Below are 21486 nucleotides of genomic sequence, written 5' to 3'. Positions count from 1 at the left end.
ACATAATGATTTCGAATTATTTACAACTGACTAAACCTGGCATCATCCGCGGCAACCTAGTTGCCGCGGCTGGCGGATTCTTTCTGGCCTCTCAGGGCCAGATTGACTGGCAGCTTTTCCTTGCCGTGTGTTTAGGTACTACGTTCATAGTGGCATCTGGCTGCGTTTTCAATAACTTCATCGATAAAGACATCGATGCAAAAATGAAGCGCACATGCCAACGTGAACTGGTACAAAAAGTCGTTCCCGTGTCGAACGCGCTTATTTGGGCGACGATTCTGGGTGTAGCAGGCTTTGTTACTCTATTTTTCTACACCTCTATTGTAGCCTTCTGGTTTGGTGTGCTTGGTTTTGTAGTCTATGTCGGTTTCTACAGCCTTTACTACAAGCGTCACTCCGTACACGGCACTTTGATTGGTGGTTTGTCTGGTGCATGCCCGCCTGTTATCGGTTACTGCGCAGTCACTAATCAGTTTGATGTGGGTGCAGCCATTGTTTTCCTAACATTCTGCATCTGGCAAATTCCGCACTCATACGCTATTGCGATTTATCGCTTCGAAGACTACAAAGCGGCTTCTATCCCTGTTTTGCCTATCAAAGAAGGGATCGATAAAGCCCGTACGCATATTATGGCGTACATAGTTGCATTTGCGATTGCTTCTCTGGCCCTAACCTATCTGGGGTATGCGGGAAGCTGGTACGCACTTGGAATGGGTTTGGTTAGCATGTACTGGTTGTACCTTGCGAAAGTAAGCTTCCAGAAGATGCCGACAGAACAGTGGGGTAAGCAGCTAATGCTCTTCTCTATCGTCTGTATTATGGTTTTCTGCGTTCTAATCTCTATCGATTTTTCACCATCAGAAATCCATGAAACTCATCAAGCTTCTTTGAATGCTCTCCAACTTAAGGAGTTTATCTAATGTCTCGAAACCCAGTGAAGTTAGTTTTAGCATTGGGTGTCCTTGCTCTGGCAGGTCTTCTTGCACTTTACGTGGACAACTCAACGATTCCAATCGGTGAGAAGCCTCGCCAGTTCAAAGACTTAGGCGGTCAATTTCAACTTGATAGCGCAACTGGTGCGATCAATTCCGAAGAATTCAAAAACAACGTTGTTGTGATGTATTTCGGCTTCTTAAACTGTGCGGAAGTATGCCCTTCTTCAATGGGTGTGATGTCCGCGTCGTTCAAGTATTTACCGGAAGATGTGTACAACAAAACACAAGGTTTCTTCGTAAGTGTTGACCCTAAACGAGACGATTTAGATTCTCTTCATGAATTTGCTCAGCACTTTGATAAGCGAATTCTTGGTCTGACAGGCACAGAAGAAGAAATTAAAACCATGACAAACCAATATGGTGTGTATTTCGATTTGGTTGACATGGAATCTTCAGAGCTAGCCTACACAGTAGACCATGCCTCGCGTTTCTACGTCATTGACCCAAGCGGTCAGTTAATCGATTCGATGAGTCACAGCACAACGCCAATTGAGCTTGCGGCTCGAATTGAGCGTGCATGGGAAGAGTACAATTCGAAAAAAGGTGACGCTTCATGAAACTAGCCAAAATAGGGCTAGTTTGTTTTGTTGCGTTTCTGCTGGCTTTCTCAGTCGCTTACTACGAAAAAACCAAAAAGCCGTTCTATCAGCCTGACCCTCGCCCTTCAAGCAAGGTTCAAAAGCTCTCCGGCGAGGTCTACGTTGATTACGCACGAATGAAAGCCACCATTCCCGGTATTAAGGTGACATCAGGTTACTTTACGCTAACAAACAAAAGCTCTGAAACCATCAGATTTACAGGCGTTGAGACCAACGCAGCCAAACATACGGAATTTCACCGAATGTTTCTGCGTGACAGCAGAATGGCGATGCGCAAAATTGATGTTCTTGAAGTCGGTGCTAACGAATCTTTGGAGCTGAAGCCTGGTGGCTATCACTTGATGCTATTAGGTATTAAACAGCGATTTGTTGAAGGTGATACCGTCGAAGTCACGTTGATACAGGATACTGGCGAGCGTTATACTCTCAACTTCCCAGTCATGACCATTAAGGCAAAATAAGCCTTATTCTACGGAGCGTTACATGAAACCCGCTTTGATTTTACTTTCCGGTTTAGTGGTATTTTCCCCTACAGTTTTGGCAGAAGACGAAGCGCCCGTAAAAACATCGATGGACAGTATTGCTGAAAAGCAAACCATCCCCTGCTCTCAGGAGCTTCGTCAACTGGCAAGAGCCAGCCTTAAGAAGAACCCTCATCGAATGCTGTCTTACAACAGCGAGCCCGATGATATTCACTTATACAACGCATTAGCCGTCACAAATTACCGCGACCGCGATAGTCATGTGACTTTTCACGGTGTGAAAAATACAAGTGGTACCTGCGATACTTCGGTTACCGAAAGTTATGTTTTACAAACTTCATGTGCTGATGCCCGACACGAAGCGTTCAGTAAATGGGATTTCCAAGGCAAGTTAACCGACAGAACCTTTGTACTCACCAGTAAACGTATTGCTGGCAAACAGGCGTTTCTGACGGAGCAGTTTTCGACACTTTGTCTGGTGACTACCCGCCAGGTAGTTCGCAACTGATTTGAAACATCATGAACCTGAATCAAAACCATTGGTTCGGGTTCTTCTTTCTTTTCCCCCTCTATTCACCTCCTGTCTCCCATAAAAACAAGAGCCCATAAAAACAAGGTCACTTCTCGCAAAGCGTTGTGAGATATCATCTACTTATCGTCGTTGCCTGTTGGTATTTTCAACCTCGCCAACCAAACAGCTATCACTAACACATCTCAATGTAACCATTTGTTTTTATTAAACTATCGAGGTAAATGGATTCGAAAGTTCAAATCTGAAGACACGCAAAACTGCACCAGTTTCAAACAAATGTAAATTTTTCACTCTCCAGCTCTCCCTTCCACTTCACACTGAAGGAAAGTTAAGTAATTGTATTTGTTAATTAATAAGTTAAGAATTTGGACATCTTAGTTAAACGGGTCAATGTCCTACATATTTTGAAGCATTATCTGTCTTGTCGCTTCAATTCATTGAGCCGATAATGCCCTACATGGGAACATTCCCCAGTTGATGCAAGTGGAATTCAAACTACTGAACGTTCGCCGGTATCTGTTGTTCCTTAATCAATCTGGGCTTATCGCCCTTTTAAAGCCAGACGCATGTCTGGCTTTTATTTTGACTTGCACACTACTCCCACTAAACAAATCAAGACATTTGTTTAAACCAAATACATAGAACACCGATAGAACTAAGAATTAAATGATTATTAATTAATGAGTTAACTCATTATAGAGTGAAAAACAACGCCATTTAATAACCCTTCTTGAATTCATAAAATCGCTGACATTTTATTCAAAATGGCGGACAATTCGCGACGTTAAATTTGATGATGATAAAGCACGATCTACCAGCATGTATGTTTCCATGTTGCCTGCGCATGTTATCGGTCAGTTAATAGAGATGATTTGAATGAACTCGAATATGGCTATGTATTTAGTCTCGGGTTTCCGCTACACTTCTCCGCTTTGCCATTGAACCTCAAAGGAAAGTGAATAGGTATTGTGTTGGATTCTGCTTGGCAGCTCAGCAACCAGGTTAAATAAATCAAACACCTTGGCGACACTTTAATCGCTTCAACAGAAGAAATGTATGACTAACAGCCCTTATTACCCACCACTCTCTTCGCTGCTTTTCCTGCTGTTTTGTCTGCTCTATGCACAAGGTTTTTACTCACTGGTAGAAAGCTCGGTTTGGGTAGGGTTCTTTCTCACTATAATCTTGCCAGCTCTTCTGTGGCCTTTGGTTAAGCCTGTCGATAACGCACGCGAACTAAAACGAATCTTCTTCTTAGAAACAAGCTTTAACTTGCTTTGTTTCATGCTGCTGACTGAGCTCATCAGCCTTGAGAGCTTTGATAAAGGCATGATGGCTTTCATCATTGCGCATACCATTGGCTTTTTGTACGTGCAATGGAAAAAGCAAGCGCATGCCTCTTTCTTTCTATCGGCTTACCTCGCTATTTCTATTTACGTTTGGCTGGCGGGCAGCAAACAAACTTACTTAGACGACAGTGGTTCCATCATCTTGTTTGGCACCAGTGTTCCATGGCAACTTATCGTGCTCTACTGTGCGTGGGTACTGCAAATGCTGTTAGTAGAGTACAAGTGGGTTCTGCCTAAGCTGACTCTGCTCATCACACAAACTGCGTCTATCGCCATTGCGATATTTGCTGACGATTTTTTCCATGCACGAATCGTAACCTCAAGCCATCTGATGTTTCTGAGCTTGTGTTTCCACATGAAAGACAGAGACTGGGGCGGCTCCAACTTTATGGTTGCCCCTAATTTAACCCGGCATATCATCACGCCTAGTGCGCAGTACGGGATCACTGCCACTCTTGTCGTCATTTCTGGCGTTACTTCATTTAGCTTATTTTTCTGACGATTCTAAAGTCTGTAGGTCTTAGCGCCTCAATCTATTTGGCTTCTGACAGCAAGTTCAGAAGCCAGCTTTACCATTTCTCTTTCTGAAAGCTCCTCCGTTGTCTCAATAAAAAAGATGAGCCCAACTCATTACTGATATTATTGATAATAATTATCATTTCTGATAGCGTAACGCGCAGTTATCACAACGGAATAAAATAATGACAAATTATAAAGTACTAGCTATTTCAGCTATTTTGCTTGCTTCAGGCACTGCCAATGCGGAAGTTACGTTTAAAGACAGCCGTGGCAAAGAGATTACCCTTAAAAACCACCCTGAGCGCGTGGTCGCTATCGCAAGCTCTGCGCCTATTATTTACAGTGCCGTGACTTTAAAGCCGGAAACCATTGTCAACATTACGGAAAAATCTCAAAAGAGCATCAACAACGGTCTCTATGCAGAATTTTTCCCTCATTTTAAAACCGTTCAGGCTAACGCCGCAAAGGACAAATTTGTTCCTAACGTAGAGGCGATACTCAAGAACAACCCTGACATCATTTTCCAGTGGGAATACGATCCTAAACTCAGCGAACCACTAGAGCGTGTTGGTCTGACTGTCGCTACATGGGGATGCTGCAGCAATGAAGACAGAGAGAATACGGTCATCATGTCTGGCGAAATTTCGGGGCAATCTGAACGAGCTGAAATGATCGTGAACATTGCACGCGATGCCAATAGCCAGCTAAAGGGCACGCTAAGCTCTGTCGCGAAAAGTGCTTATCCTAAGATGCTCGAAGTAGACAAGCTTGGTCAGGACATCCGCATTGTTGCCAACAACTCAACTGACCACAGTATTGCTGGTATCAATAACGTTGGCCAGGACGACAAAGCCGAATGGTGGAAAACCATCAACCTGGAACAGATGTACATCTGGAACCCTTCGGTGATCGTTATCCCTGCCTGGGCAGAAGAACTTACACCAAACGATTTTTACAGCAATGAATTGTTAGCAGACGTTGATGCGGTGAAGAAAAAGCAAGTGTACAAAGTGCCTCTGTTTAACCGCTCTCCAGACGCTTCTGAAGCCTATCTGACCATGCAGTGGCTTGCTCAGATCGCGCACGCAGATCAATTCGAAAAAACTCAGTTCTCATCAAAAGTTAAAGACGCCTACAAAACCATCTACGGCGTGGATATTACTGACAAGCAATACACGCAGATCATGCAGATGGATCAAAACGGTGTCAGCACTGGATACACTGAGAAGTTTGGCTTGAAATAATGACGGTTCACACCAATTATCGGGTGACCAAAGACAAAGCGATCTATGCACTGCTGATCGCTTTGTTCTTTCTGACCCTCTATTCCGCAACTCTCGGGCGCTACGAAATAAGCCTTTCAAAGGTGATGTTCATTCTGCTGGATAATCTGGTTGCTTCAACCGATGTTGACTGGTCCCCTATTGAACAACGCATCGTCGAACTGATTCGCATGCCGAGAATTTTGGCTGGCATCCTGATTGGTGTTGGTCTGGCTGTTTCTGGCGTTGCCGCACAAGGTCTGTTCCGAAACCCGCTCGTTGACTCCAGCATTATTGGGGTGACGTCAGGCGCGGCATTTGGCGGAACACTCGCTATCCTGTTATTTGAAAACACACTCATCACACTGCTTCTGGCATTCGTGTTCGGTATGTTAAGCGTTTTTGCGGTCATGCTTCTGGCCAGAGTCAATGGCAGAACTTCAGTGCTTTCGCTGGTTCTGGTTGGCGTGATCATATCGACTTTCTTTGGTGCGGCTATCTCCATCATTAAATTGCTGGCAGACCCGTTTTCAAAACTGCCGTCCATTACGTACTGGCTGATGGGCAGCATAGCTTCCGTCGGTTACGACTCGCTTGCCTTACTTGCCATTACCGTGATCCCAGCGTCCATTATGATTTATCTGCTTCGTTACCAGATGAACATCATCTCAATGGGTGAGGAGAGAGCCAAAGCTCTGGGCTCGCCGTTCAACAAAATACGGTGGATCATTTTGGTTGCGATGGCTGTGATCTCATCCGGTGTGGTTGCCACCGCTGGCGCTATCGGTTGGGTCGGATTGATCATCCCTCATATTGCGCGCTTTCTGGCAGGGGCGAATCACATTCGGCTTATTCCCGTTTCCGGGCTTATCGGTGCCATCTTTATGCTGGTCATCGATAATACGGCACGAACGGCATCTGACGCTGAAATTCCAATTGGAATCATGACCTCCCTTATCGGTGTTCCCCTGTTCGCGTTCATTCTGCGAAAGGCGCACTCAAACAGCGGGTGGAACAATGATTAAAGTACAAAACCTCGTACTCAAAGCGGGGGATACTGAGATCCTAAGCGGTTATGAGCTGAACATCACTCAGGGAGAAGTTCTCGCCATTATGGGGGCAAATGGTGTAGGAAAAACCACCTTGCTCAATGCTTTGATTGGGAATAAAAAGCCAGACAGTGGAAGCGTCAGTACCGATGGAATCATTGGCTATGTACCTCAGCTTTTTGATATGCCATTTAGCTACTCCGTGCTCGATATTGTTCTGATGGGACGGGCGCGATATCTGGGACTGACTGGCTCACCGAGCACTAAAGATTTTGAACTGGCTCATCATTACCTGGAAATGATGCAGATTCATCACCTTCACGAACGCAACTTTAATCAGCTTAGTGGCGGGCAGAAGCAACTGGTGATGATCGCTCAGGCACTGACATCAGAGTGTGACATTCTGATCCTAGATGAGCCATGTTCTGCGCTGGATTACCACAATCAGGCGATAGTACTCAGTAAGATCCGACAGCTTAATCAGGAACTGGGGATGACGGTGGTTTACACCACTCACATGCCCCAACATGCTCTGGAAACCGCCACTCATGTGCTTTTGATGAATGGTCAGAGCCAGTATCTGCACGGCACTACGGAGACCACTCTGAATTCAGAGAATCTCACCAAACTGTATGGCATCAGAGTGGATAAAGCGGTATTTCAGTCCGACGACTCCGTGACCCTTGCCCCTCGATTTGAGATGTAACCCATGAATAAAAAGATTGCTTATATTACGTGGGGCTGCGGCTCCCAAATCTTGTCATTCCGAGATTACGCCCATTGGATGGATGACATGATCTACCTGAATGACCTGCCGAGTACGGACTTAACTCAGTACGCGGCGGTGATCATTTCTTGCCACACAAACGGCTCGCAGTTGGAAAAGCATGCCCGGCAAATCAACGCCTATGTCGAATCCGGAGGTTTCTTAATTGCCTTTCCTGTTAAGAACATCGACCAATGGTTGACCGCAGTCGATGTGACATGGGAAAACAAACGGATCAGTGACTGGCTATGGTGGACAAAACCCGATGGGCACATTGAGCTTTACCTACCTAATCCAGAACATAACCTGTTTGATTTCGTCTCGTTCGACGACATGAAATGGCACTGGCATGGCGTATTCAATACGAATCACTCGGGCATCTCTCTTCTTAACATGGAAGAGGACCAAGGCTCGGTTATGGTCGATTTTCCCGATCTCCCAAACGGTGGCCGTGTGTTGTTAACCACGCTTGATCCACATAGCCACAATGGTCAGAGATTCATGCCTGCTGCAAAGCGTTTAATTGATGGGTTCTATCCCTGGCTGAACCGAGAACTCGGGATCGACAGAGAACAGGTGCCTGAATTTACAGTGACCTATTTATCTAGCAGCGACATTGAAACGGAAAACGAGCCGCCGTATTTACAAGACACATTTGTGAATACCCCCGGACGCATACGTTTCCAGTCTGTTTACGAGATTGATGAAAGGGTTTGGAACAGTGATGTGATTGTTGTTCCCAGAATCTGCGACCAGATCTATCTGCGCACACGACAGGCAGAGTTTATGAACTATCTCAAGCAAGGTGGTCAGCTCGTTATCAATACCGAAACTGTCATTGAATGGCTACCAGTGTTGAAACCATTCAGAACCGTGCCACCCAGACCCTTTCCAAATCTGAAAGTTCGCGTTGCCAATGATCCATATGGCTTCTTCAGCAAAATGCCCGAAGGCTTTGACGGCTGGGAAGGCGTATTCGGTCAATACAGTCGCGGCTATTCCGACATGCCAGAAGATGGTATTGCGTTAACTCATGTGGGAACGGAAAGCGATCCCAAGCCTTCCGACTGGCTTTGGCAATACCCGACTGATGACGGTCGCGGTGGGAAGATTGTCGTTCATAACGGAGACGACTACCATCGCTACCCGGATCACGGCGCTAACAAGAATGGATTGCTAAGGGACATTTGTATCGGTCTGGTTCGTCACCGGAAACACGCCATAGTCAATGTATAAAAAACAACCCCGCATCGCTGCGGGGTTGTTTTTCTTAAGCGCTGATTACTTGCTTAATGGATCTGTTGGGTCAGTCTCTGCCTGATATTCCTTAAGGTTAGTGACGCCATCACCATCGGTATCCAGAGCCGCATCCAATGCTGTAAGATCGTTCAAACCGTATTTCGTTTCAAACGACTTAGGCATACCATCGTTATCCAGATCTTCAATGTAGTTGAACGATGCATTCAAGCCGATGTTGTAATACACAGTTGAGCGGTCAGCAAAATCTGCATGGTACATTTCCAAGTGTGCTCGAATAGGTTTTTGGTACTCGTTCATTTCACTGAAGTTAACCTGTCTTGGGCGATCACAGCCATACATACCAATCTGCGTGTTTGTTGCATCGTATAGACGAATACGACAGTTCAACGATGGGCTGATGTCACTACGAGGCATGATCACAAAGGATTTCAATGTATCGTATGGCGATGCAGCATTGAAGTACGTATTTTTGTTCACTCGACCCTGTAGGCTCACGCTACCAGAGAAGTTGCCCGGTGCGTATTTGTAGTCTGGAGACACCACCTTCGGAGCTCCCACAGACAACGCGTAAGATTCGGTTGTTGCGGTTGCCGCAGGGTTTGCTGTAACACGAACCAGCATTTGTTCATCTTTGGCTAGACCAAGAATCAAGTGCTCAACACCGCCTTGGTATTCAACCCAGTTGTTGGCATTCACACGCAGAACTTCCAGCGTCCAGCTGTTCGGAGCAAGCTGGTCATCTAAGAAAAGTTTGATACCATCTGTGCTGTTCGCCTTGTAAAGGAAATAATCGGCATCAATTCCCGTATCCATGTTGGCAGTCACACTATGCCAGCCATTCAGGAAAGGCGTCGATGTTTCAAATGTGTCGTTTACTTCATGCTCATCGAAATGTTTTGTTGTAATAGAACCAAATAGAATCGCGTCGTTTGTTGCTTTGTTTACCGTGATTTGCCAGTAGTACTCACCCGGCTGATTCAGGCTATGCAGAACTTCACTGCCTGTACCAGCAGCTACCGATTCCGTACCAATCTGCTTAAATTGACCATTTGTATGATGGTAAAGCTTGAGCGACGCATCAGTAGCGGCATCAAGTTGCGCCATAATGCTGGTGATTTTGGTTGGCTCGGTTACAGAAAAATGAACGCACACGCCGCCGTTTGTGTTTAACGTTGCGTTATAAGATGAATCCAGCTGAATAGTCTGGCAGAGAGGGTTGTATGCTGCCTGATTAACAGCCTGAGCCAGAACCGATGTTTCTGCTTCCAGTAATGCCGGAGCTTCTGTTGATGCTTGATCAAGTGGGAGAAAAGACGTTGCCAACGCCGACATTAGAATTGCATTTATCATAATCATTTCCATTGGTTATACAATCACGCTCATATGTAATGGAAACAGATTTTTCCTGCAGTATTAAATATCCCGTAGCCAATCCAAAGTCACACTTTAATTTCATCACTCGACTAGCTCATCAGCCTGTATATTGATCATTATCTTAAATTGATCACTATAGAAATAAATCTAGCCAGCACATTTCACTATTTACAGTTTTATTACTTTGATGCTTGGTGTCATCTTACACGAGCCAGATACTACCTTTGTCGAATCAAAATCAATGAGGAAAAGTGAAAACGACTCTTCGACGTTTCAATGTAGCTGCCGCGAATAGCGCAACCAAAGAGCTGCGCTAAATCGAAATAAATCAGATCGAGAATGAGCTAATCACGAACGAGCTATTGAGAAACTTTTGCTCCGGGGTGAAGCGATTGCCAAACAGGTCTGGATGACGCATGTTCCTGATAAGTCACTTTCATTTCTAGGTCTGTATCCAGAGTATTCGCAGCAATAGGAAACGATTCAACATCAGAAAGCATTTCACCTAAGTTAGATCCGCATTTACTGCAAAAACAGCGATCATAGATAAATGGAGGTTTTGCCCGGTATACCTCAACAAACTCTTTACCCTCTACCCACTCAAAGCTCGCTTTATCGACCATAAAAAACTCTGACGTGCCAAGCTTTCTACAGCGACTGCAATGGCAAATACCTAAAAATTTGGGTTTAGCATTAAGAACAAACTTAACGGCACCGCAACAACAACTTCCCTGAATCATGAGATTTCCTCCACTCCATCCGTGGTCTATGCCCACTCAGAGAGTAGATCCACAAGCTGACAATAACTGTCAGCAGAGTTGTGGATTGTTGGAGCGTTCGGTTTTCTTTCCCAGCACAACATTCAGGATTAGCCAAATTGCTGCTCGATGAAGCCTTTTAGATCTGCGACAGAGCGAATAACATGCAGCGACTTCCCTTCAGAGATACTTTCCAAACGACTTTGAAAGTCTTCATTCCAAAACTTTGGTGACAACTTGAGCATTTTGTAGCTTTGTATGCTTCCCTTCAGTACTGAGCTTCCGTCTGGCCAACCCTCTGGTTTTACAAGTACCCCTTTCAACAACCGCTTTGTCACCCACCAGTAGCTGGCAGAATAGGGAAGATTTATGTAGATCAAGGTATCCGCTGCTTCCAGCCTTTGGTTAAAAGAGCCAAGAGGTCCTAACCCATCGATGATCCAGGATTCAGAAGTCAGTATTTCCTGATGCTTTTCGTCAAAAACCTTTCGATCTGTCAGTTCTCCGTTTGGCTGATAAACGATCGAATCCAGCGGATGCAAGGGAATACCGGTTGCCGATGAAAGGCGCTTACTTAAAGTGGATTTCCCGCTGCCTGGTTTCCCAAATACCGCGATTTTTTTCATACTGCCTCCTTAATGTTGTTTGCCACCAAGAGACAGATACAGAAAACCCACCTCTTGGGTGGGTTCAAAATACAACGCGTCAGAATCCCACCATTCCTATGGAATGATGATAATTCGAGATTTAAGTAGCGTTGTCGTCATATTCATTGTTTTATCCTTAACCAGCGCGAGCACTCTGTCAACCACTATATAAATTCACACTCATATTCGGTGTGTCTTTCGAGAGCTATCTATTATGAATTCTTTTGCGCTAGGATTGGTTTGCCTAAATGGAAGTGGGTGACTCAATACCGATAACTTTAGGCAGAACCTGGAAATACCTAATGAAATTCAGGCTTCTAAGACTTGTCTTCTCTTACATGTGGGAAGTGTTTGTATATAAATTCACTCGTAATGTTTCTAGTATCATCCGAGAAGGAATAATACGTTGGCTTATGATCAACAAAAACCTGCCGATTCAGCGTCAGACCAGTTTCATCCTCGAACAAGCCAGGAGGAATACCATACTCACCAGTGTTTTCGTCTCGAATAAACAAATGGCTGCCGCATTTTTTACAGAAGCCTCTTACAGCCCATTTAGACGACTGATATTCAGCAATGTATTCTTCACCTTTAAAACGCACATTTGTTCCGCCCTCGATTTCAAACAGTGGACCGCCACTCCACCTCTGACAGTTCGTGCAATGACATACCCCAAGATCTACTTGGCTTTTTGGAATCTCAATTTGAACAGAACCGCAAAGGCAACTCCCTACCCTGAAATCGTCTTTTTCCATAAGATAGCTCCCGTTTAAGAATACTAGTTCGTGTCTCTGGTCTTCTATCTGTATACATCTGGCTGCCAAATTTGCATCAGAATATCTGGATTTTCTACCGCTTCGAAACCGAATTGTTTGTAAAGACCATGAGCATCTCTTGTGGCGAGAAACATTCGTCTCAACCCTTGGAGTTCAGAGTGAGAGACTACTGTCTCTATTAGCCATTTACCTATCCCTAAACCTTGATGTTCTTGCGTAACAAATACATCACCCAGATAGGCAAATGTCGCCCTATCAGTTATTACACGTGCAAACCCTACCTGCGCTCCAGCAGAGTCATACACACCAAAACAAAGGGAATTTGATATCGCTTTCTCAAGAGTTTGTTTGGGTATTCCAGCCGCCCAATAACTGTTTGATATAACGTCATAAACGACTTCTATATCCAGATCTTCAGGATTTGTAGTTATTGTATACCCTTGCATCAACGTATCCTCCTTGATACATAGATACTGATGAAACATGAGATAAACTCTGTCTAAAAATTCTCTTAATTTCAACAAAATTGAATAGTAGGGTAATGAGAAAACCAAAATACTCCCCTTAGTTTTGAAATTTCCTCCACTCCATGAAATGTGGCATATACCACACGTTTTAATCAGTAATGATCAATAAGAGCGCATCGTCTGACACGCTCCTTACGATTGTTATCGTTCTTCTAACCTACTGCTAATAGACTTCGTAGAGTACAAAGCTTTCAATATGACTATTGTTGCCTGGAATTGAGGATTTTCTCAGTGCCTTCACATTAAGTGAACCATTGTCGCGACTGGTTAAAACCCACTCCCATTTGAACTTACCTTGATCAGCTGCATCTTTAATGATCAATCGATTTGTTAATGGCTCCAACTCCCAAGTCATTTCTGAAAGCAATTCATGCTCTGAGCCAAAACCCACTACTTTATTGTTACCATAAACATCTGACTTAAACTCAAGTTCGTCAATATCTAAATGTGGGTTGTACTCCAAAGCAAAGGTTTTATTACGAATGTCTGATTCTTCAAAATGAACATCAGGTTCGATGTTACATCCCCCCGCTGCATTCTGAAGATCAATCGACGACAAACTTGAATCGCTTAAACTTTTGTCACCCTTGTTACAAATAGCTTGATTAAAGGTAAGGACCTTAAGAATGTCCTGCTTGGCTTCCTCATTAAAAAAATAGCCATTTTCAATGATGTAATTCCTATCATAAGCACTAGGGACTTTCTCTGTAAGCAGAGATCCCGACGGTAATTTACTTCCATGCACCACCTGACCATTTACTAAGGCGTACATAGATTTAGGAACAGAAAAGTTCTTATGAATATCAAGCGAAAATACAATGGCATTCTGACCGTTAAGGTCTTCCCACTGCCAAGTGCCTGAATGGGCTTCTTGAGCTGTTGCAAAAGAGCTGTCTTTATCGCCAACACGATAAAAAGATTTGAGACTCCCATCGGCAATCATCTGAGTCTTATAGGCACCGTTGGTAAAGCCTTCAACAGAGTTAAATAGATCGTTTGTTTTACTCGCCTCATTAACAAGGTGTGATGGAGATAAAGTGGTTAATTTTACCGCATTACCATCTCCATAATCGTAATGGACCAAGGCTTCCTCATTCAATAACCTAATGCGCGTGCTGTTGAGCCAAGCAAAGTAAGTATCTTGAAGTATATACTCTTTTGTCTCTATCGCTTTCGCACCAGGACCAAAAGTAGCGGATTGGGGAATCATATCATTCGACGATGGCAAATATTTATACATAGGCAATCCCGCTAAGCTCACCACTTTACCCTCGAATAAATGCTGGGAATCACTAATGAAGTCTTCGTGCATGCTGCCTAGTAACCTATCGTTTTCAATAACCAGGATGCGCTGGCTTTGAAAGGTGCGCCACTCATTATTGATGAACTGAGTAACAGATTGAGTCGCATCCGTGCTGATGTTTTCTAAGCTTCCATCTGAGTTAATTCTTTCAATCTTATCTTCGCGATAGGTGTTATTAACTCTTGTAAGGCTACCTAGTTCAGCAGAGTTGGAAAAAAACTCTAAATAGAAGAGCTGAGTTTCTTTTGATGCGTACTCAAGTACTTCTGTTGAAGTGGTTGTAGGTACTTTTGTACTTGGTGAGTTGTCGCCCAAATTGTTAGTGGTATCGTTTCCGTCACTCGATCCACCACCACAAGCAGTCAGTGAAATTGATAGTACGGCTAACATGAGCTGAGTTGAGATTTTTGATGCATTTGGTTTTGTTACATTTGGCTGACTAACCAACTGAAGTGTATTATCGATTGAAGAGGTCATAAGCATTCTTTTAATTTTTTGAATATTTGCGAAGCATTGATTTTTAAAAGAAAAAACACCTCGCACCTATGCAATAAAGCACCTACATTTTCATTGAAACGATAATCATTACTATTGTTTTTGTTACAGTATTATCAAAAATCTCAAATTAGAGACAGCCGACATTCACGTAACTTATTGAAGAGACTCATATCTCTAATCTGACATCAAGAATCGGGGTATAAAACCTTCGCGGTCAATGAAGTGGCTTAATGACTCTGGAGTAAATTTTTCTAGAGGTATTTCTCAAAATACTGAACGGGCATGTTTTGATAGTGTCCTTTCTCACTAGCTTCAAAGCCGAGTTTATACAAAATATGATGTGATGCGGCATTATCCAATTCAGCTAAAGCAATCACTTGCGTGTAACCAGATTGTTTTGCAAAACGTAATGCTGCTTGGCTTGCTTCTTGTGCATACCCTTGCCCTCTTGCCGACTTCTTTATGCGATAGCCCAGCTCTACAACCTCTTCTTCTTTGTACTGAAACGACTCGATTCCGCAATAACCGATAAGTTCAGCGCTCACACTCTCAATGACCGCAAACTTACCGATGCCTTTTTTTGAAAAGGCGTCGAGCAAGCCTTGGAAACGTAACTCAGCTTGCTGCTTTGTCATGACCCCAGTAGGAGAAAACGCCATAAAGTCTTTATCCTGCAGAAGAGAAAGCATCGGTTCCTTATCGCTGGGAATAAATTTCCTAAGCTCTAGGCGCGCAGATTTGATCATTGACACTTTCTCTCCATATCGATTGGTTTAGCCAGCTCAAGGGTTTAAGAGCGTGCGCATTGTTAGTAACTAAATACGCCTTACTCGTCAGACTGAACAATTGAAAACGAGTTCTTGCTGCAATCCTCTATGTGCGTCATGATGCCACCCCAGTCTTGCTTTTCAGGCGAGCCAATGAAAGTCACACCCTTTTTCTTGGTTTCTTCGTAATAGTGATTTATATCCTCAACTTCCAAACTGAAGCCAAGGTATCTTCCACATTCGAATTCACCGATTTCTTCAGGCTCCAAAAGCACCTGAACATTATCAAGTTGATAGCCAATATAACCCTCAGGCTCTGAACCAAAAATTTTCTGCCATCCCAGTTTTTCTGAATAAAAAGCTTCTGCCTCTTTCAGGTTTTTGCATGGAATTCTCATCATCAAAATTTTCATGTTTACCTCCGCTTTATCGGTTGTATTTAGCTTTGTTCAACACTTCTTTAAGTTCATGTGTTCTTTCTAGGTCCACGTCGTAGATGTTGGCGAGCGCGCATACGTAATACAGAACATCGTAGAGCTCTTCAGCCACAGACCCTTTCAACTGACTTAACTCCGGCTGACCCGTTCTTCCTCCGCGAATCGACTCAGACAGCTCCCCTACTTCTTCAATCAGCTTAAGAAAATAATGCTCTGGCTGATCGGGTGCATGATCAAATTCTTTAATGTGCTTTTGTAACTCAGATAATTTCATAACGTTCTAGTTGTAATTTCTTCAGATTGGTAACGCTTACATAAATGGCAATGTAATACGCCGTTAGAGTGCCACAAGCTACTAAAATATTTAAGCTATTCGGCGAAATTCGTTAGATTGGTTACGGGGATCTAATTTGTCTTAATTTTTACCTAGCAAAGATTCTTAAAAAGTGAGGATAAAAGCGATAGTGAACGCAATGCCATACGCGATGAGAGTCGCACCTCTATCCATATGTGAGATGCGGTACTTCAGTAAGCCAGAAAGTGTCGGAACTGCTTCTTCCTGAAACGACTCCGCTACTTTTAGATCATTTACCCGGACACCAAACGTAGCACAGAGAGACTTAACAGATTCAGGAGAAGCAATACCCGATTTTTCGATGCGTTGAATAGTTCTCAAGCTGATTCCGCTTACCTGAGCAAGGTGTGCCTGACTCCACGCATTTGATTTTCTCAGTCGCTTTAGCGTCTCTTTATCAACTTTCATCTATGCCACCATATCCTTCGTATTAGAGCTTTGTTCATTATCTTAGAAAATCCTTTCCCCGATACGACACTATTGTGACAACACTACGTCATTACAGCGCCATATCTCAGCCCTAATGCCCTGCTTTCTATGATTTATTGGCTAGCTCTTCTTTGATTTTTTCTACACTTTTTCCGCCAACGGCAATGTTTTTGTCTGGTTGTTCACGTATGGAGACAAGAAAGAGCTCTTTGGGTATGCCTGTAATTTCTACAGAAACTTCGGTCAGCTTTTCAATAAGCTGTTCTTTTACTTCGTCGGTAAGTTGACCGGATTCAAAAGCAATGAAGGGCATGATTTACTCCTTTAAATTCATTGGTTGCACAAAACCATCGTATCAACATCTATTCTATTTAACTCTCGAAAAACTGAGAATCTGGTGGATACCTCCAGTCAATGTGTCGTTTTTGACTGAAAACTTTTTAGAGATTCCAGACCTTTTGCCATCACCACAATAAAAACAGAACCCATCAATACCGGAGTTAACAAGAACAGCCACCCCTGCCCAGACAACATAATGAGAATAGGGTTCGCGCCAGCAGGTGGATGAGTCGTTTTAGTAACCAACATTGCGGTAACGCCTAAACCAGTAGCAATCCCCAGAGTTACAGGCGTCACATCCATATATTGAGAAAACGCCACTCCAATAAAAGCGGTAATCAAATGCCCTAAAATCACATTCTTTGGTTGAGCCAGTGGGCTATTTGGCACCCCAAACACTAAAACAGCCGTTGCACCAAATGGTGCCATAACCATCGCCACATCGTGAATATTTGCATCAAAAAAGGACAGCAGACCAATGGTTAACGCCGCACCAAGCCCAGCAATCACAGAAAGAGAATAATGATTCATACATACCTCGATAAAAGTAGAACAAGTTGTCTACTTTCGATAGTAGACAGACTGGTATACTAATGTCAAGATACTCTCAGACTACGGAGGATCAATGAGCAAGAAGAGAGAGCAGTTACTGGACACCGCGTTAGACCTTTTTTATCGATTAGGCATAAATTCTATTGGTATCAATGAAATACTAAAGGAGTCTGGGGTAGCCAAAAGAACGTTATACAGCCATTTTAATAGCAAAGATGAATTGGTCCTTGCTGCGTTGAATCGAAGACACCAAACCTTCATAAACTGGTTGGAGGGAAAACTTGAAGGAGTAGAGTCTGACCGAGAGCTTGTGGACGTGTTATTTACTTCACTGAACAGTTGGTTCACCAACAATGAAAGACAACTTGGCGATTTCAGAGGCTGTTTCTTTATCAACACGTCAGCGGAATTCAGCGATCCCAACAGCGATATTTCGCAATACTGCAAGCATCACAAAGAACAGGTTCGGCAGTTGATTAAGAGTAAATTAAAAAGCAATTCCGAAGAACTTTTGGATGCCATTTGTTTACTCAAGGAAGGGGCAATTACAACAGCCTATGTCACCGGAAATTACTCTCATGCCATCTCCAGCAGCTTGAATATTTTGCGGTGGTTTTAACGATCAGGCGCAAGTAGCTATCATGTGTTCACAAAGCCAGCATCCTCTCATTGCTCTTGACCAGAGCAAAGATAGCCTTTTTGAGAAGCAACAACAGCAAACTCAACTGTATTCAATGCATGCATTGGATACAAAAAAACATGAGCTCATTATCGATAAATTGTTAACTGCTTGCTGGCAAATATCAGCAACTATGTTTTAAAGAAGTAAAAGCTGAGTAAAACCACAAATTAGACATTGATCACATTTTGATCAGCGAGTATCTTTGCGCTCGAATTTTAGTCACTTTGTTACAACAGAAGAAACTCATGCTAGCATCTTTAAAATCACTATTTGCTTCACGCAAAGATCACTCTGGTCGCAACATCAATACTGTAATCGCTCGCCTTGCGATTCAGACCGGTTCTAACGTTCACGCTTGGTCATACATTGAACAAGACGCAGTGTATGAAAATACCTTCAATGGTCAGAAGATATACTCACACGAACTGGCTAGATACGCTCTTTAATATCAGCGCTATCTTCTATTCAGCCCCGTCCTTGATGGGGTTGAGTGTAGTAAAAAGTACGTCTCGAACTAGCCTTTAGCTCAGACCATAACTACTTCTCTTGTTCAAGAGTAACACTATACTCATTGAACCCTACTGATTTCCAAAATCCTAGTGCACGCTTGTTGTGGACTAATACTTCTAAGCGTAACCTTTTCGAATTCCAGTACTCTTCTTTAACTACCTTGAATGCTCTTCCGCCAAAGCCACGCTTTCGAAACTTATCACAGATAAAAAACTGACGGACATAGACAAAATCTGCATGATCTCGCCACAAAACATAACCAAGAGTCTCGTTGTCGTACTTAAACAATGCTGCCGAATACTCATGAGTTAACCAACGTTCCATTCTAAGCAGTAGCTCTCATTTATTCTTTAAGTACCTGTGTCCTTCATCTCGGATCAGTTGTTTGTTTAAATCAGCCAGAACTTCCAAGTCATCTTTTGTTGCGGTGAATATTTCCATTACCCATCCTTATAAAAACATCTTAATGTTAGATGAATTTTACTTTCGAAAAAGATAAAAATGCAGTACAACAGCGAATATCTCTATCACTAAAATTGGCTATCAAGTAAATTTTTGAGCGATTATTTATTCAAGAAACATCGACCGGATATAATTATTTTTTCAATATCTACTTCAATACTCTCTGTACTATTAAGTACAAACTTCTTATTAGAAGAATAATCTAAGGTTTTACTAAATAATTCTCTAACAAAGAACGTTTCAATCACTTCCGCAAGCTCTCTAGGGTATTTAAATGCGTCATCGATGGCTGAATAATTCATTTTACCAAATACAGAAACCTCATTGTAATTCAAATCATCCTGCATGATTTCATCAACACATTTTTCATAAGAGCCAGACATTAGATCAATAAAATCGAATTTTGAGATAACATATTCATAGGGATAAACCTGAACTTCTTTTGATACGAACCGCCCAAAGTTAAGTCCATCATTATAGGTAATATCTCTAGAAAGGGTTTCAATACTATCTATTGTGATCTTCATTTAAATACTATGATTCGTCGAAGAATTGCCAAGTATCAGCGCCGTCAAAGAGCCGAACTTTAACGTCTGACGTAAAGAAACCTGGAAACATTCGATAATTAACAGCGAGTCTGGAATCAGGACCTGGAGTTGTCGATGTGTAGTGTGTGATACACCCGCATTTGCTGCATCTATTGAAGTTAATGTATTTATCACCGTGACAATAGCTGTCTATGCCATCATGCCCTACCGACACTTCAACCGTTGCCTCAGTATAAAACCCCCAAATGGACGCATACCTTGAACAAATTGAGCAATTACAGCTCACCGCTGTCTGGTTGAACTTTTCAACCGACAACTGAACATTCCCACAATGACAACTTCCTTTAACCATCTAACTTCTCCGTAGCCCATCTATAAACACGCCTAAAAAGCATGCTAGAAATAACACTAGCACTGTATATACAAACAGTAAAGATTCAAATCAGTTCGATATGTCGGATGTATTTTCGTTAGAAACCGTAAACTTTTGTGGCACATTATTTACGAAAATACCGAAAGCTCCTTATTTTCATGAAGTCACCAACGCCAATTCATCACTCCCTGCACATAAAATTTTGGAGAGTATATGGGGCAATCTTCTCTGTCTTCAGTAGATACAGACCATCGACCATCATGAACTAACTTAAGGTCGCTTGATGTCAGCTCAAGCTCCGAAAGCTTGGCTTCCCATAAACTATCTTCTTCATCATCATCTAAATCAAGCGATTCTAATTCCTGATCATAGATCTGCATAGAGGTAATATTTGTGAGTTTCATCAGAATAGAGATATCTGAAAACTCAGCATTGCCGCTAGCCCAAGGTGTCTCGAAACTGTAGTCCGTTATTCTTGCAACTGTCTTGCCATCTAGTTTTAAATAAGTCGGTGTTCTCAAAATGAAATGTTCCTCATACAATTTTGCTTTCAATTGTCACATGCTACGGAATGAATGGTGCACGTCGAAAGCACCACTTTCTCGAATAAAGCTTAAATACGAAACTCAGAACATAAATGCCAAGAGTTAAAATTCATAACTCAATCAAAGCACCATAAACTCCTGACGTGTGTGCTTGTCAAAGTTTTCTAATGCGTAACGAAAGGCTGTTCGAGGCATCTGATTGTGATTGGATTTCAAATAGTCTTTGACTAGTTGAGGCTCTTTTCTAGAAAGTACTTTCAGCAGCCAGCCATAGCCTTTCTGAACCAGATAATGTTCGTCTTTGAGTAGCAGATCGCTAATTTGGAACGCATTCAACCCCTTATACGAACCTCTGTTAATTGGGTATATGAGTACTACAGCCGCCGCTCTTCTGACGGCAAAATTATCGTGCTCGACCCAACTTAGGATCTTTTCAAACAACTCATTGTGTTGTCTAACCAACTCTCCAAACGCATGAGTACAAAAGTCGTCGCAATCGTTCCAATCGGTAATGAACGTGAAAAGCCAGCGTTCAAAAGTAGTGAATGTTTCCAATGTGTATTGGCTTTTCACCCGAAATGCCCAATCGTAAGCAATAACACCGTACGCCCAGTCTCTCTTTTCGAGTAACTCTTCACAAACCGAAAGCACATCGCGAATATCTTTGCTTTCGAGGGTTTTGTATACCTTCGCCGAGATACCACGCACCTGACTTGTGCGCACCCTTTGGTTTGGATAGTCAACCTTACTCAGCTCCGCCTCAATAGATTGGTATATGCTCACGAAAACTC

At 42.9% G+C, this 21486-nt stretch carries 27 protein-coding genes; 11 read left to right on the top strand and 16 right to left on the bottom strand.

Annotated features, from left to right (window positions below; translation table 11 throughout):
• Positions 1-5 precede the first annotated feature (5 nt).
• The 9 genes from cyoE to INR79_RS06165 all read left to right on the top strand — a co-directional run bounded on the left by cyoE (position 6) and on the right by INR79_RS06165 (position 8789).
• Entirely contained in the window at positions 6-920 is a 915-nt protein-coding gene (gene cyoE / locus INR79_RS06205; RefSeq protein ID WP_004399183.1) for a heme o synthase, read from the top strand.
• Positions 920-1552 carry an SCO family protein gene (locus tag INR79_RS06200; RefSeq protein WP_022550162.1) on the top strand — a complete coding sequence of 211 codons (633 nt, stop codon included), beginning with the start codon at positions 920-922 and terminating at the stop codon, positions 1550-1552. The genes cyoE and INR79_RS06200 overlap by 1 nt, the downstream gene beginning before the upstream one ends.
• Positions 1549-2055: a copper chaperone PCu(A)C gene (locus tag INR79_RS06195; protein WP_223096408.1), complete on the top strand. Its 507-nt coding sequence runs from the start codon at positions 1549-1551 to the stop codon at positions 2053-2055. The genes INR79_RS06200 and INR79_RS06195 overlap by 4 nt, the downstream gene beginning before the upstream one ends.
• Positions 2056-2077: 22 nt before the next feature.
• The gene (locus INR79_RS06190) at positions 2078-2584 is read left to right on the top strand and encodes a hypothetical protein (protein WP_223096406.1); all 507 of its coding nucleotides are present in this window, start codon (positions 2078-2080) and stop codon (positions 2582-2584) included.
• Positions 2585-3664: 1080 nt separating this feature from the next.
• Positions 3665-4456, top strand: coding sequence for a hypothetical protein (locus INR79_RS06185; RefSeq protein ID WP_004399179.1), 792 nt, complete (start codon positions 3665-3667; stop codon positions 4454-4456).
• A 202-nt stretch (positions 4457-4658) separates the two neighbouring features.
• A complete protein-coding gene (locus INR79_RS06180) occupies positions 4659-5720 on the top strand; it encodes an ABC transporter substrate-binding protein (RefSeq protein ID WP_223096404.1) in 1062 nt (353 codons plus the stop codon).
• Complete coding sequence (locus INR79_RS06175) at positions 5720-6763, top strand: FecCD family ABC transporter permease (RefSeq protein ID WP_223096402.1); 1044 nt, start codon at positions 5720-5722, stop codon at positions 6761-6763. Before INR79_RS06180 ends, INR79_RS06175 begins: the two co-directional genes overlap by 1 nt.
• Positions 6756-7493: an ABC transporter ATP-binding protein gene (locus INR79_RS06170; RefSeq protein ID WP_223096400.1), complete on the top strand. Its 738-nt coding sequence runs from the start codon at positions 6756-6758 to the stop codon at positions 7491-7493. Before INR79_RS06175 ends, INR79_RS06170 begins: the two co-directional genes overlap by 8 nt.
• 3 nt (positions 7494-7496) lie before the next feature.
• The gene (locus INR79_RS06165) at positions 7497-8789 is read left to right on the top strand and encodes a hypothetical protein (protein WP_223096398.1); all 1293 of its coding nucleotides are present in this window, start codon (positions 7497-7499) and stop codon (positions 8787-8789) included.
• A 45-nt stretch (positions 8790-8834) separates the two neighbouring features.
• On the opposite strand, the gene INR79_RS06160 is transcribed toward INR79_RS06165, so the two are convergent.
• The 12 genes from INR79_RS06160 to INR79_RS06105 all read right to left on the bottom strand — a co-directional run bounded on the left by INR79_RS06160 (position 8835) and on the right by INR79_RS06105 (position 17554).
• A complete protein-coding gene (locus tag INR79_RS06160) occupies positions 8835-10163 on the bottom strand; it encodes a thrombospondin type 3 repeat-containing protein (RefSeq protein WP_022550155.1) in 1329 nt (442 codons plus the stop codon).
• 383 nt (positions 10164-10546) lie between these two features.
• On the bottom strand, positions 10547-10927 hold the full coding sequence (locus tag INR79_RS06155) for a GFA family protein (protein WP_223096396.1): 381 nt from the start codon (positions 10925-10927) through the stop codon (positions 10547-10549).
• Between the two features lie 128 nt (positions 10928-11055).
• On the bottom strand, positions 11056-11571 hold the full coding sequence (locus INR79_RS06150; RefSeq protein WP_223096395.1) for an adenylate kinase: 516 nt from the start codon (positions 11569-11571) through the stop codon (positions 11056-11058).
• Between the two features lie 338 nt (positions 11572-11909).
• Positions 11910-12347: a GFA family protein gene (locus INR79_RS06145; protein ID WP_223096394.1), complete on the bottom strand. Its 438-nt coding sequence runs from the start codon at positions 12345-12347 to the stop codon at positions 11910-11912.
• A gap of 44 nt (positions 12348-12391) precedes the next feature.
• Positions 12392-12814 (bottom strand): GNAT family N-acetyltransferase, encoded by a 423-nt coding sequence (locus tag INR79_RS06140; protein ID WP_223096393.1) that lies wholly within the window; start codon positions 12812-12814, stop codon positions 12392-12394.
• 244 nt (positions 12815-13058) lie between these two features.
• Entirely contained in the window at positions 13059-14675 is a 1617-nt protein-coding gene (locus tag INR79_RS06135) for a hypothetical protein (protein ID WP_223096392.1), read from the bottom strand.
• 272 nt (positions 14676-14947) lie between these two features.
• Positions 14948-15442 carry a GNAT family N-acetyltransferase gene (locus tag INR79_RS06130; protein ID WP_223096391.1) on the bottom strand — a complete coding sequence of 165 codons (495 nt, stop codon included), beginning with the start codon at positions 15440-15442 and terminating at the stop codon, positions 14948-14950.
• An 80-nt stretch (positions 15443-15522) separates the two neighbouring features.
• Entirely contained in the window at positions 15523-15876 is a 354-nt protein-coding gene (locus INR79_RS06125; RefSeq protein ID WP_223096390.1) for a VOC family protein, read from the bottom strand.
• A gap of 13 nt (positions 15877-15889) precedes the next feature.
• Entirely contained in the window at positions 15890-16174 is a 285-nt protein-coding gene (locus INR79_RS06120; RefSeq protein ID WP_022612092.1) for a MazG nucleotide pyrophosphohydrolase domain-containing protein, read from the bottom strand.
• 165 nt (positions 16175-16339) lie between these two features.
• Positions 16340-16663 (bottom strand): helix-turn-helix transcriptional regulator, encoded by a 324-nt coding sequence (locus INR79_RS06115; RefSeq protein WP_223096389.1) that lies wholly within the window; start codon positions 16661-16663, stop codon positions 16340-16342.
• 127 nt (positions 16664-16790) lie between these two features.
• A complete protein-coding gene (gene dmpI / locus INR79_RS06110) occupies positions 16791-16997 on the bottom strand; it encodes a 4-oxalocrotonate tautomerase DmpI (protein ID WP_022550148.1) in 207 nt (68 codons plus the stop codon).
• 98 nt (positions 16998-17095) lie between these two features.
• Complete coding sequence (locus INR79_RS06105; RefSeq protein ID WP_223096388.1) at positions 17096-17554, bottom strand: HPP family protein; 459 nt, start codon at positions 17552-17554, stop codon at positions 17096-17098.
• A 94-nt stretch (positions 17555-17648) separates the two neighbouring features.
• On the opposite strand from INR79_RS06105, the gene INR79_RS06100 reads away from it, so the two are divergent.
• Together INR79_RS06100 and INR79_RS06095 are read left to right on the top strand one after the other, a co-directional pair.
• The gene (locus INR79_RS06100) at positions 17649-18194 is read left to right on the top strand and encodes a TetR/AcrR family transcriptional regulator (RefSeq protein WP_223096387.1); all 546 of its coding nucleotides are present in this window, start codon (positions 17649-17651) and stop codon (positions 18192-18194) included.
• 308 nt (positions 18195-18502) lie between these two features.
• Positions 18503-18703: a hypothetical protein gene (locus tag INR79_RS06095; RefSeq protein WP_022601326.1), complete on the top strand. Its 201-nt coding sequence runs from the start codon at positions 18503-18505 to the stop codon at positions 18701-18703.
• A gap of 91 nt (positions 18704-18794) precedes the next feature.
• On the opposite strand, the gene INR79_RS06090 is transcribed toward INR79_RS06095, so the two are convergent.
• The 4 genes from INR79_RS06090 to INR79_RS06075 all read right to left on the bottom strand — a co-directional run bounded on the left by INR79_RS06090 (position 18795) and on the right by INR79_RS06075 (position 21478).
• Positions 18795-19091, bottom strand: coding sequence for a GNAT family N-acetyltransferase (locus tag INR79_RS06090; RefSeq protein ID WP_223096385.1), 297 nt, complete (start codon positions 19089-19091; stop codon positions 18795-18797).
• Positions 19092-19330: 239 nt separating this feature from the next.
• Positions 19331-19756, bottom strand: coding sequence for a hypothetical protein (locus INR79_RS06085; RefSeq protein ID WP_223096383.1), 426 nt, complete (start codon positions 19754-19756; stop codon positions 19331-19333).
• A gap of 558 nt (positions 19757-20314) precedes the next feature.
• Positions 20315-20671, bottom strand: coding sequence for a hypothetical protein (locus INR79_RS06080; protein WP_022601322.1), 357 nt, complete (start codon positions 20669-20671; stop codon positions 20315-20317).
• A 144-nt stretch (positions 20672-20815) separates the two neighbouring features.
• The gene (locus tag INR79_RS06075; protein ID WP_223096382.1) at positions 20816-21478 is read right to left on the bottom strand and encodes a DNA alkylation repair protein; all 663 of its coding nucleotides are present in this window, start codon (positions 21476-21478) and stop codon (positions 20816-20818) included.
• Positions 21479-21486 lie beyond the last annotated feature (8 nt).

Origin of the sequence: Vibrio sp. SCSIO 43132, from assembly GCF_019904195.1 — a bacterium.
Classification (GTDB): domain Bacteria; phylum Pseudomonadota; class Gammaproteobacteria; order Enterobacterales; family Vibrionaceae; genus Vibrio; species Vibrio nigripulchritudo.
This window is presented reverse-complemented; position numbering and strand designations above follow the sequence as displayed.

Coding starts and splice junctions, on each gene's coding strand:
- cyoE (WP_004399183.1), top strand. CDS start 6: ATGATTTCGAATTATTTACAACTGACTAAACCTGGCATCATCCGCGGC.
- INR79_RS06200 (WP_022550162.1), top strand. CDS start 920: ATGTCTCGAAACCCAGTGAAGTTAGTTTTAGCATTGGGTGTCCTTGCT.
- INR79_RS06195 (WP_223096408.1), top strand. CDS start 1,549: ATGAAACTAGCCAAAATAGGGCTAGTTTGTTTTGTTGCGTTTCTGCTG.
- INR79_RS06190 (WP_223096406.1), top strand. CDS start 2,078: ATGAAACCCGCTTTGATTTTACTTTCCGGTTTAGTGGTATTTTCCCCT.
- INR79_RS06185 (WP_004399179.1), top strand. CDS start 3,665: ATGACTAACAGCCCTTATTACCCACCACTCTCTTCGCTGCTTTTCCTG.
- INR79_RS06180 (WP_223096404.1), top strand. CDS start 4,659: ATGACAAATTATAAAGTACTAGCTATTTCAGCTATTTTGCTTGCTTCA.
- INR79_RS06175 (WP_223096402.1), top strand. CDS start 5,720: ATGACGGTTCACACCAATTATCGGGTGACCAAAGACAAAGCGATCTAT.
- INR79_RS06170 (WP_223096400.1), top strand. CDS start 6,756: ATGATTAAAGTACAAAACCTCGTACTCAAAGCGGGGGATACTGAGATC.
- INR79_RS06165 (WP_223096398.1), top strand. CDS start 7,497: ATGAATAAAAAGATTGCTTATATTACGTGGGGCTGCGGCTCCCAAATC.
- INR79_RS06160 (WP_022550155.1), bottom strand. CDS start 10,163: ATGATAAATGCAATTCTAATGTCGGCGTTGGCAACGTCTTTTCTCCCA.
- INR79_RS06155 (WP_223096396.1), bottom strand. CDS start 10,927: ATGATTCAGGGAAGTTGTTGTTGCGGTGCCGTTAAGTTTGTTCTTAAT.
- INR79_RS06150 (WP_223096395.1), bottom strand. CDS start 11,571: ATGAAAAAAATCGCGGTATTTGGGAAACCAGGCAGCGGGAAATCCACT.
- INR79_RS06145 (WP_223096394.1), bottom strand. CDS start 12,347: ATGGAAAAAGACGATTTCAGGGTAGGGAGTTGCCTTTGCGGTTCTGTT.
- INR79_RS06140 (WP_223096393.1), bottom strand. CDS start 12,814: ATGCAAGGGTATACAATAACTACAAATCCTGAAGATCTGGATATAGAA.
- INR79_RS06135 (WP_223096392.1), bottom strand. CDS start 14,675: ATGACCTCTTCAATCGATAATACACTTCAGTTGGTTAGTCAGCCAAAT.
- INR79_RS06130 (WP_223096391.1), bottom strand. CDS start 15,442: ATGATCAAATCTGCGCGCCTAGAGCTTAGGAAATTTATTCCCAGCGAT.
- INR79_RS06125 (WP_223096390.1), bottom strand. CDS start 15,876: ATGAAAATTTTGATGATGAGAATTCCATGCAAAAACCTGAAAGAGGCA.
- INR79_RS06120 (WP_022612092.1), bottom strand. CDS start 16,174: ATGAAATTATCTGAGTTACAAAAGCACATTAAAGAATTTGATCATGCA.
- INR79_RS06115 (WP_223096389.1), bottom strand. CDS start 16,663: ATGAAAGTTGATAAAGAGACGCTAAAGCGACTGAGAAAATCAAATGCG.
- dmpI (WP_022550148.1), bottom strand. CDS start 16,997: ATGCCCTTCATTGCTTTTGAATCCGGTCAACTTACCGACGAAGTAAAA.
- INR79_RS06105 (WP_223096388.1), bottom strand. CDS start 17,554: ATGAATCATTATTCTCTTTCTGTGATTGCTGGGCTTGGTGCGGCGTTA.
- INR79_RS06100 (WP_223096387.1), top strand. CDS start 17,649: ATGAGCAAGAAGAGAGAGCAGTTACTGGACACCGCGTTAGACCTTTTT.
- INR79_RS06095 (WP_022601326.1), top strand. CDS start 18,503: ATGCTAGCATCTTTAAAATCACTATTTGCTTCACGCAAAGATCACTCT.
- INR79_RS06090 (WP_223096385.1), bottom strand. CDS start 19,091: ATGGAACGTTGGTTAACTCATGAGTATTCGGCAGCATTGTTTAAGTAC.
- INR79_RS06085 (WP_223096383.1), bottom strand. CDS start 19,756: ATGAAGATCACAATAGATAGTATTGAAACCCTTTCTAGAGATATTACC.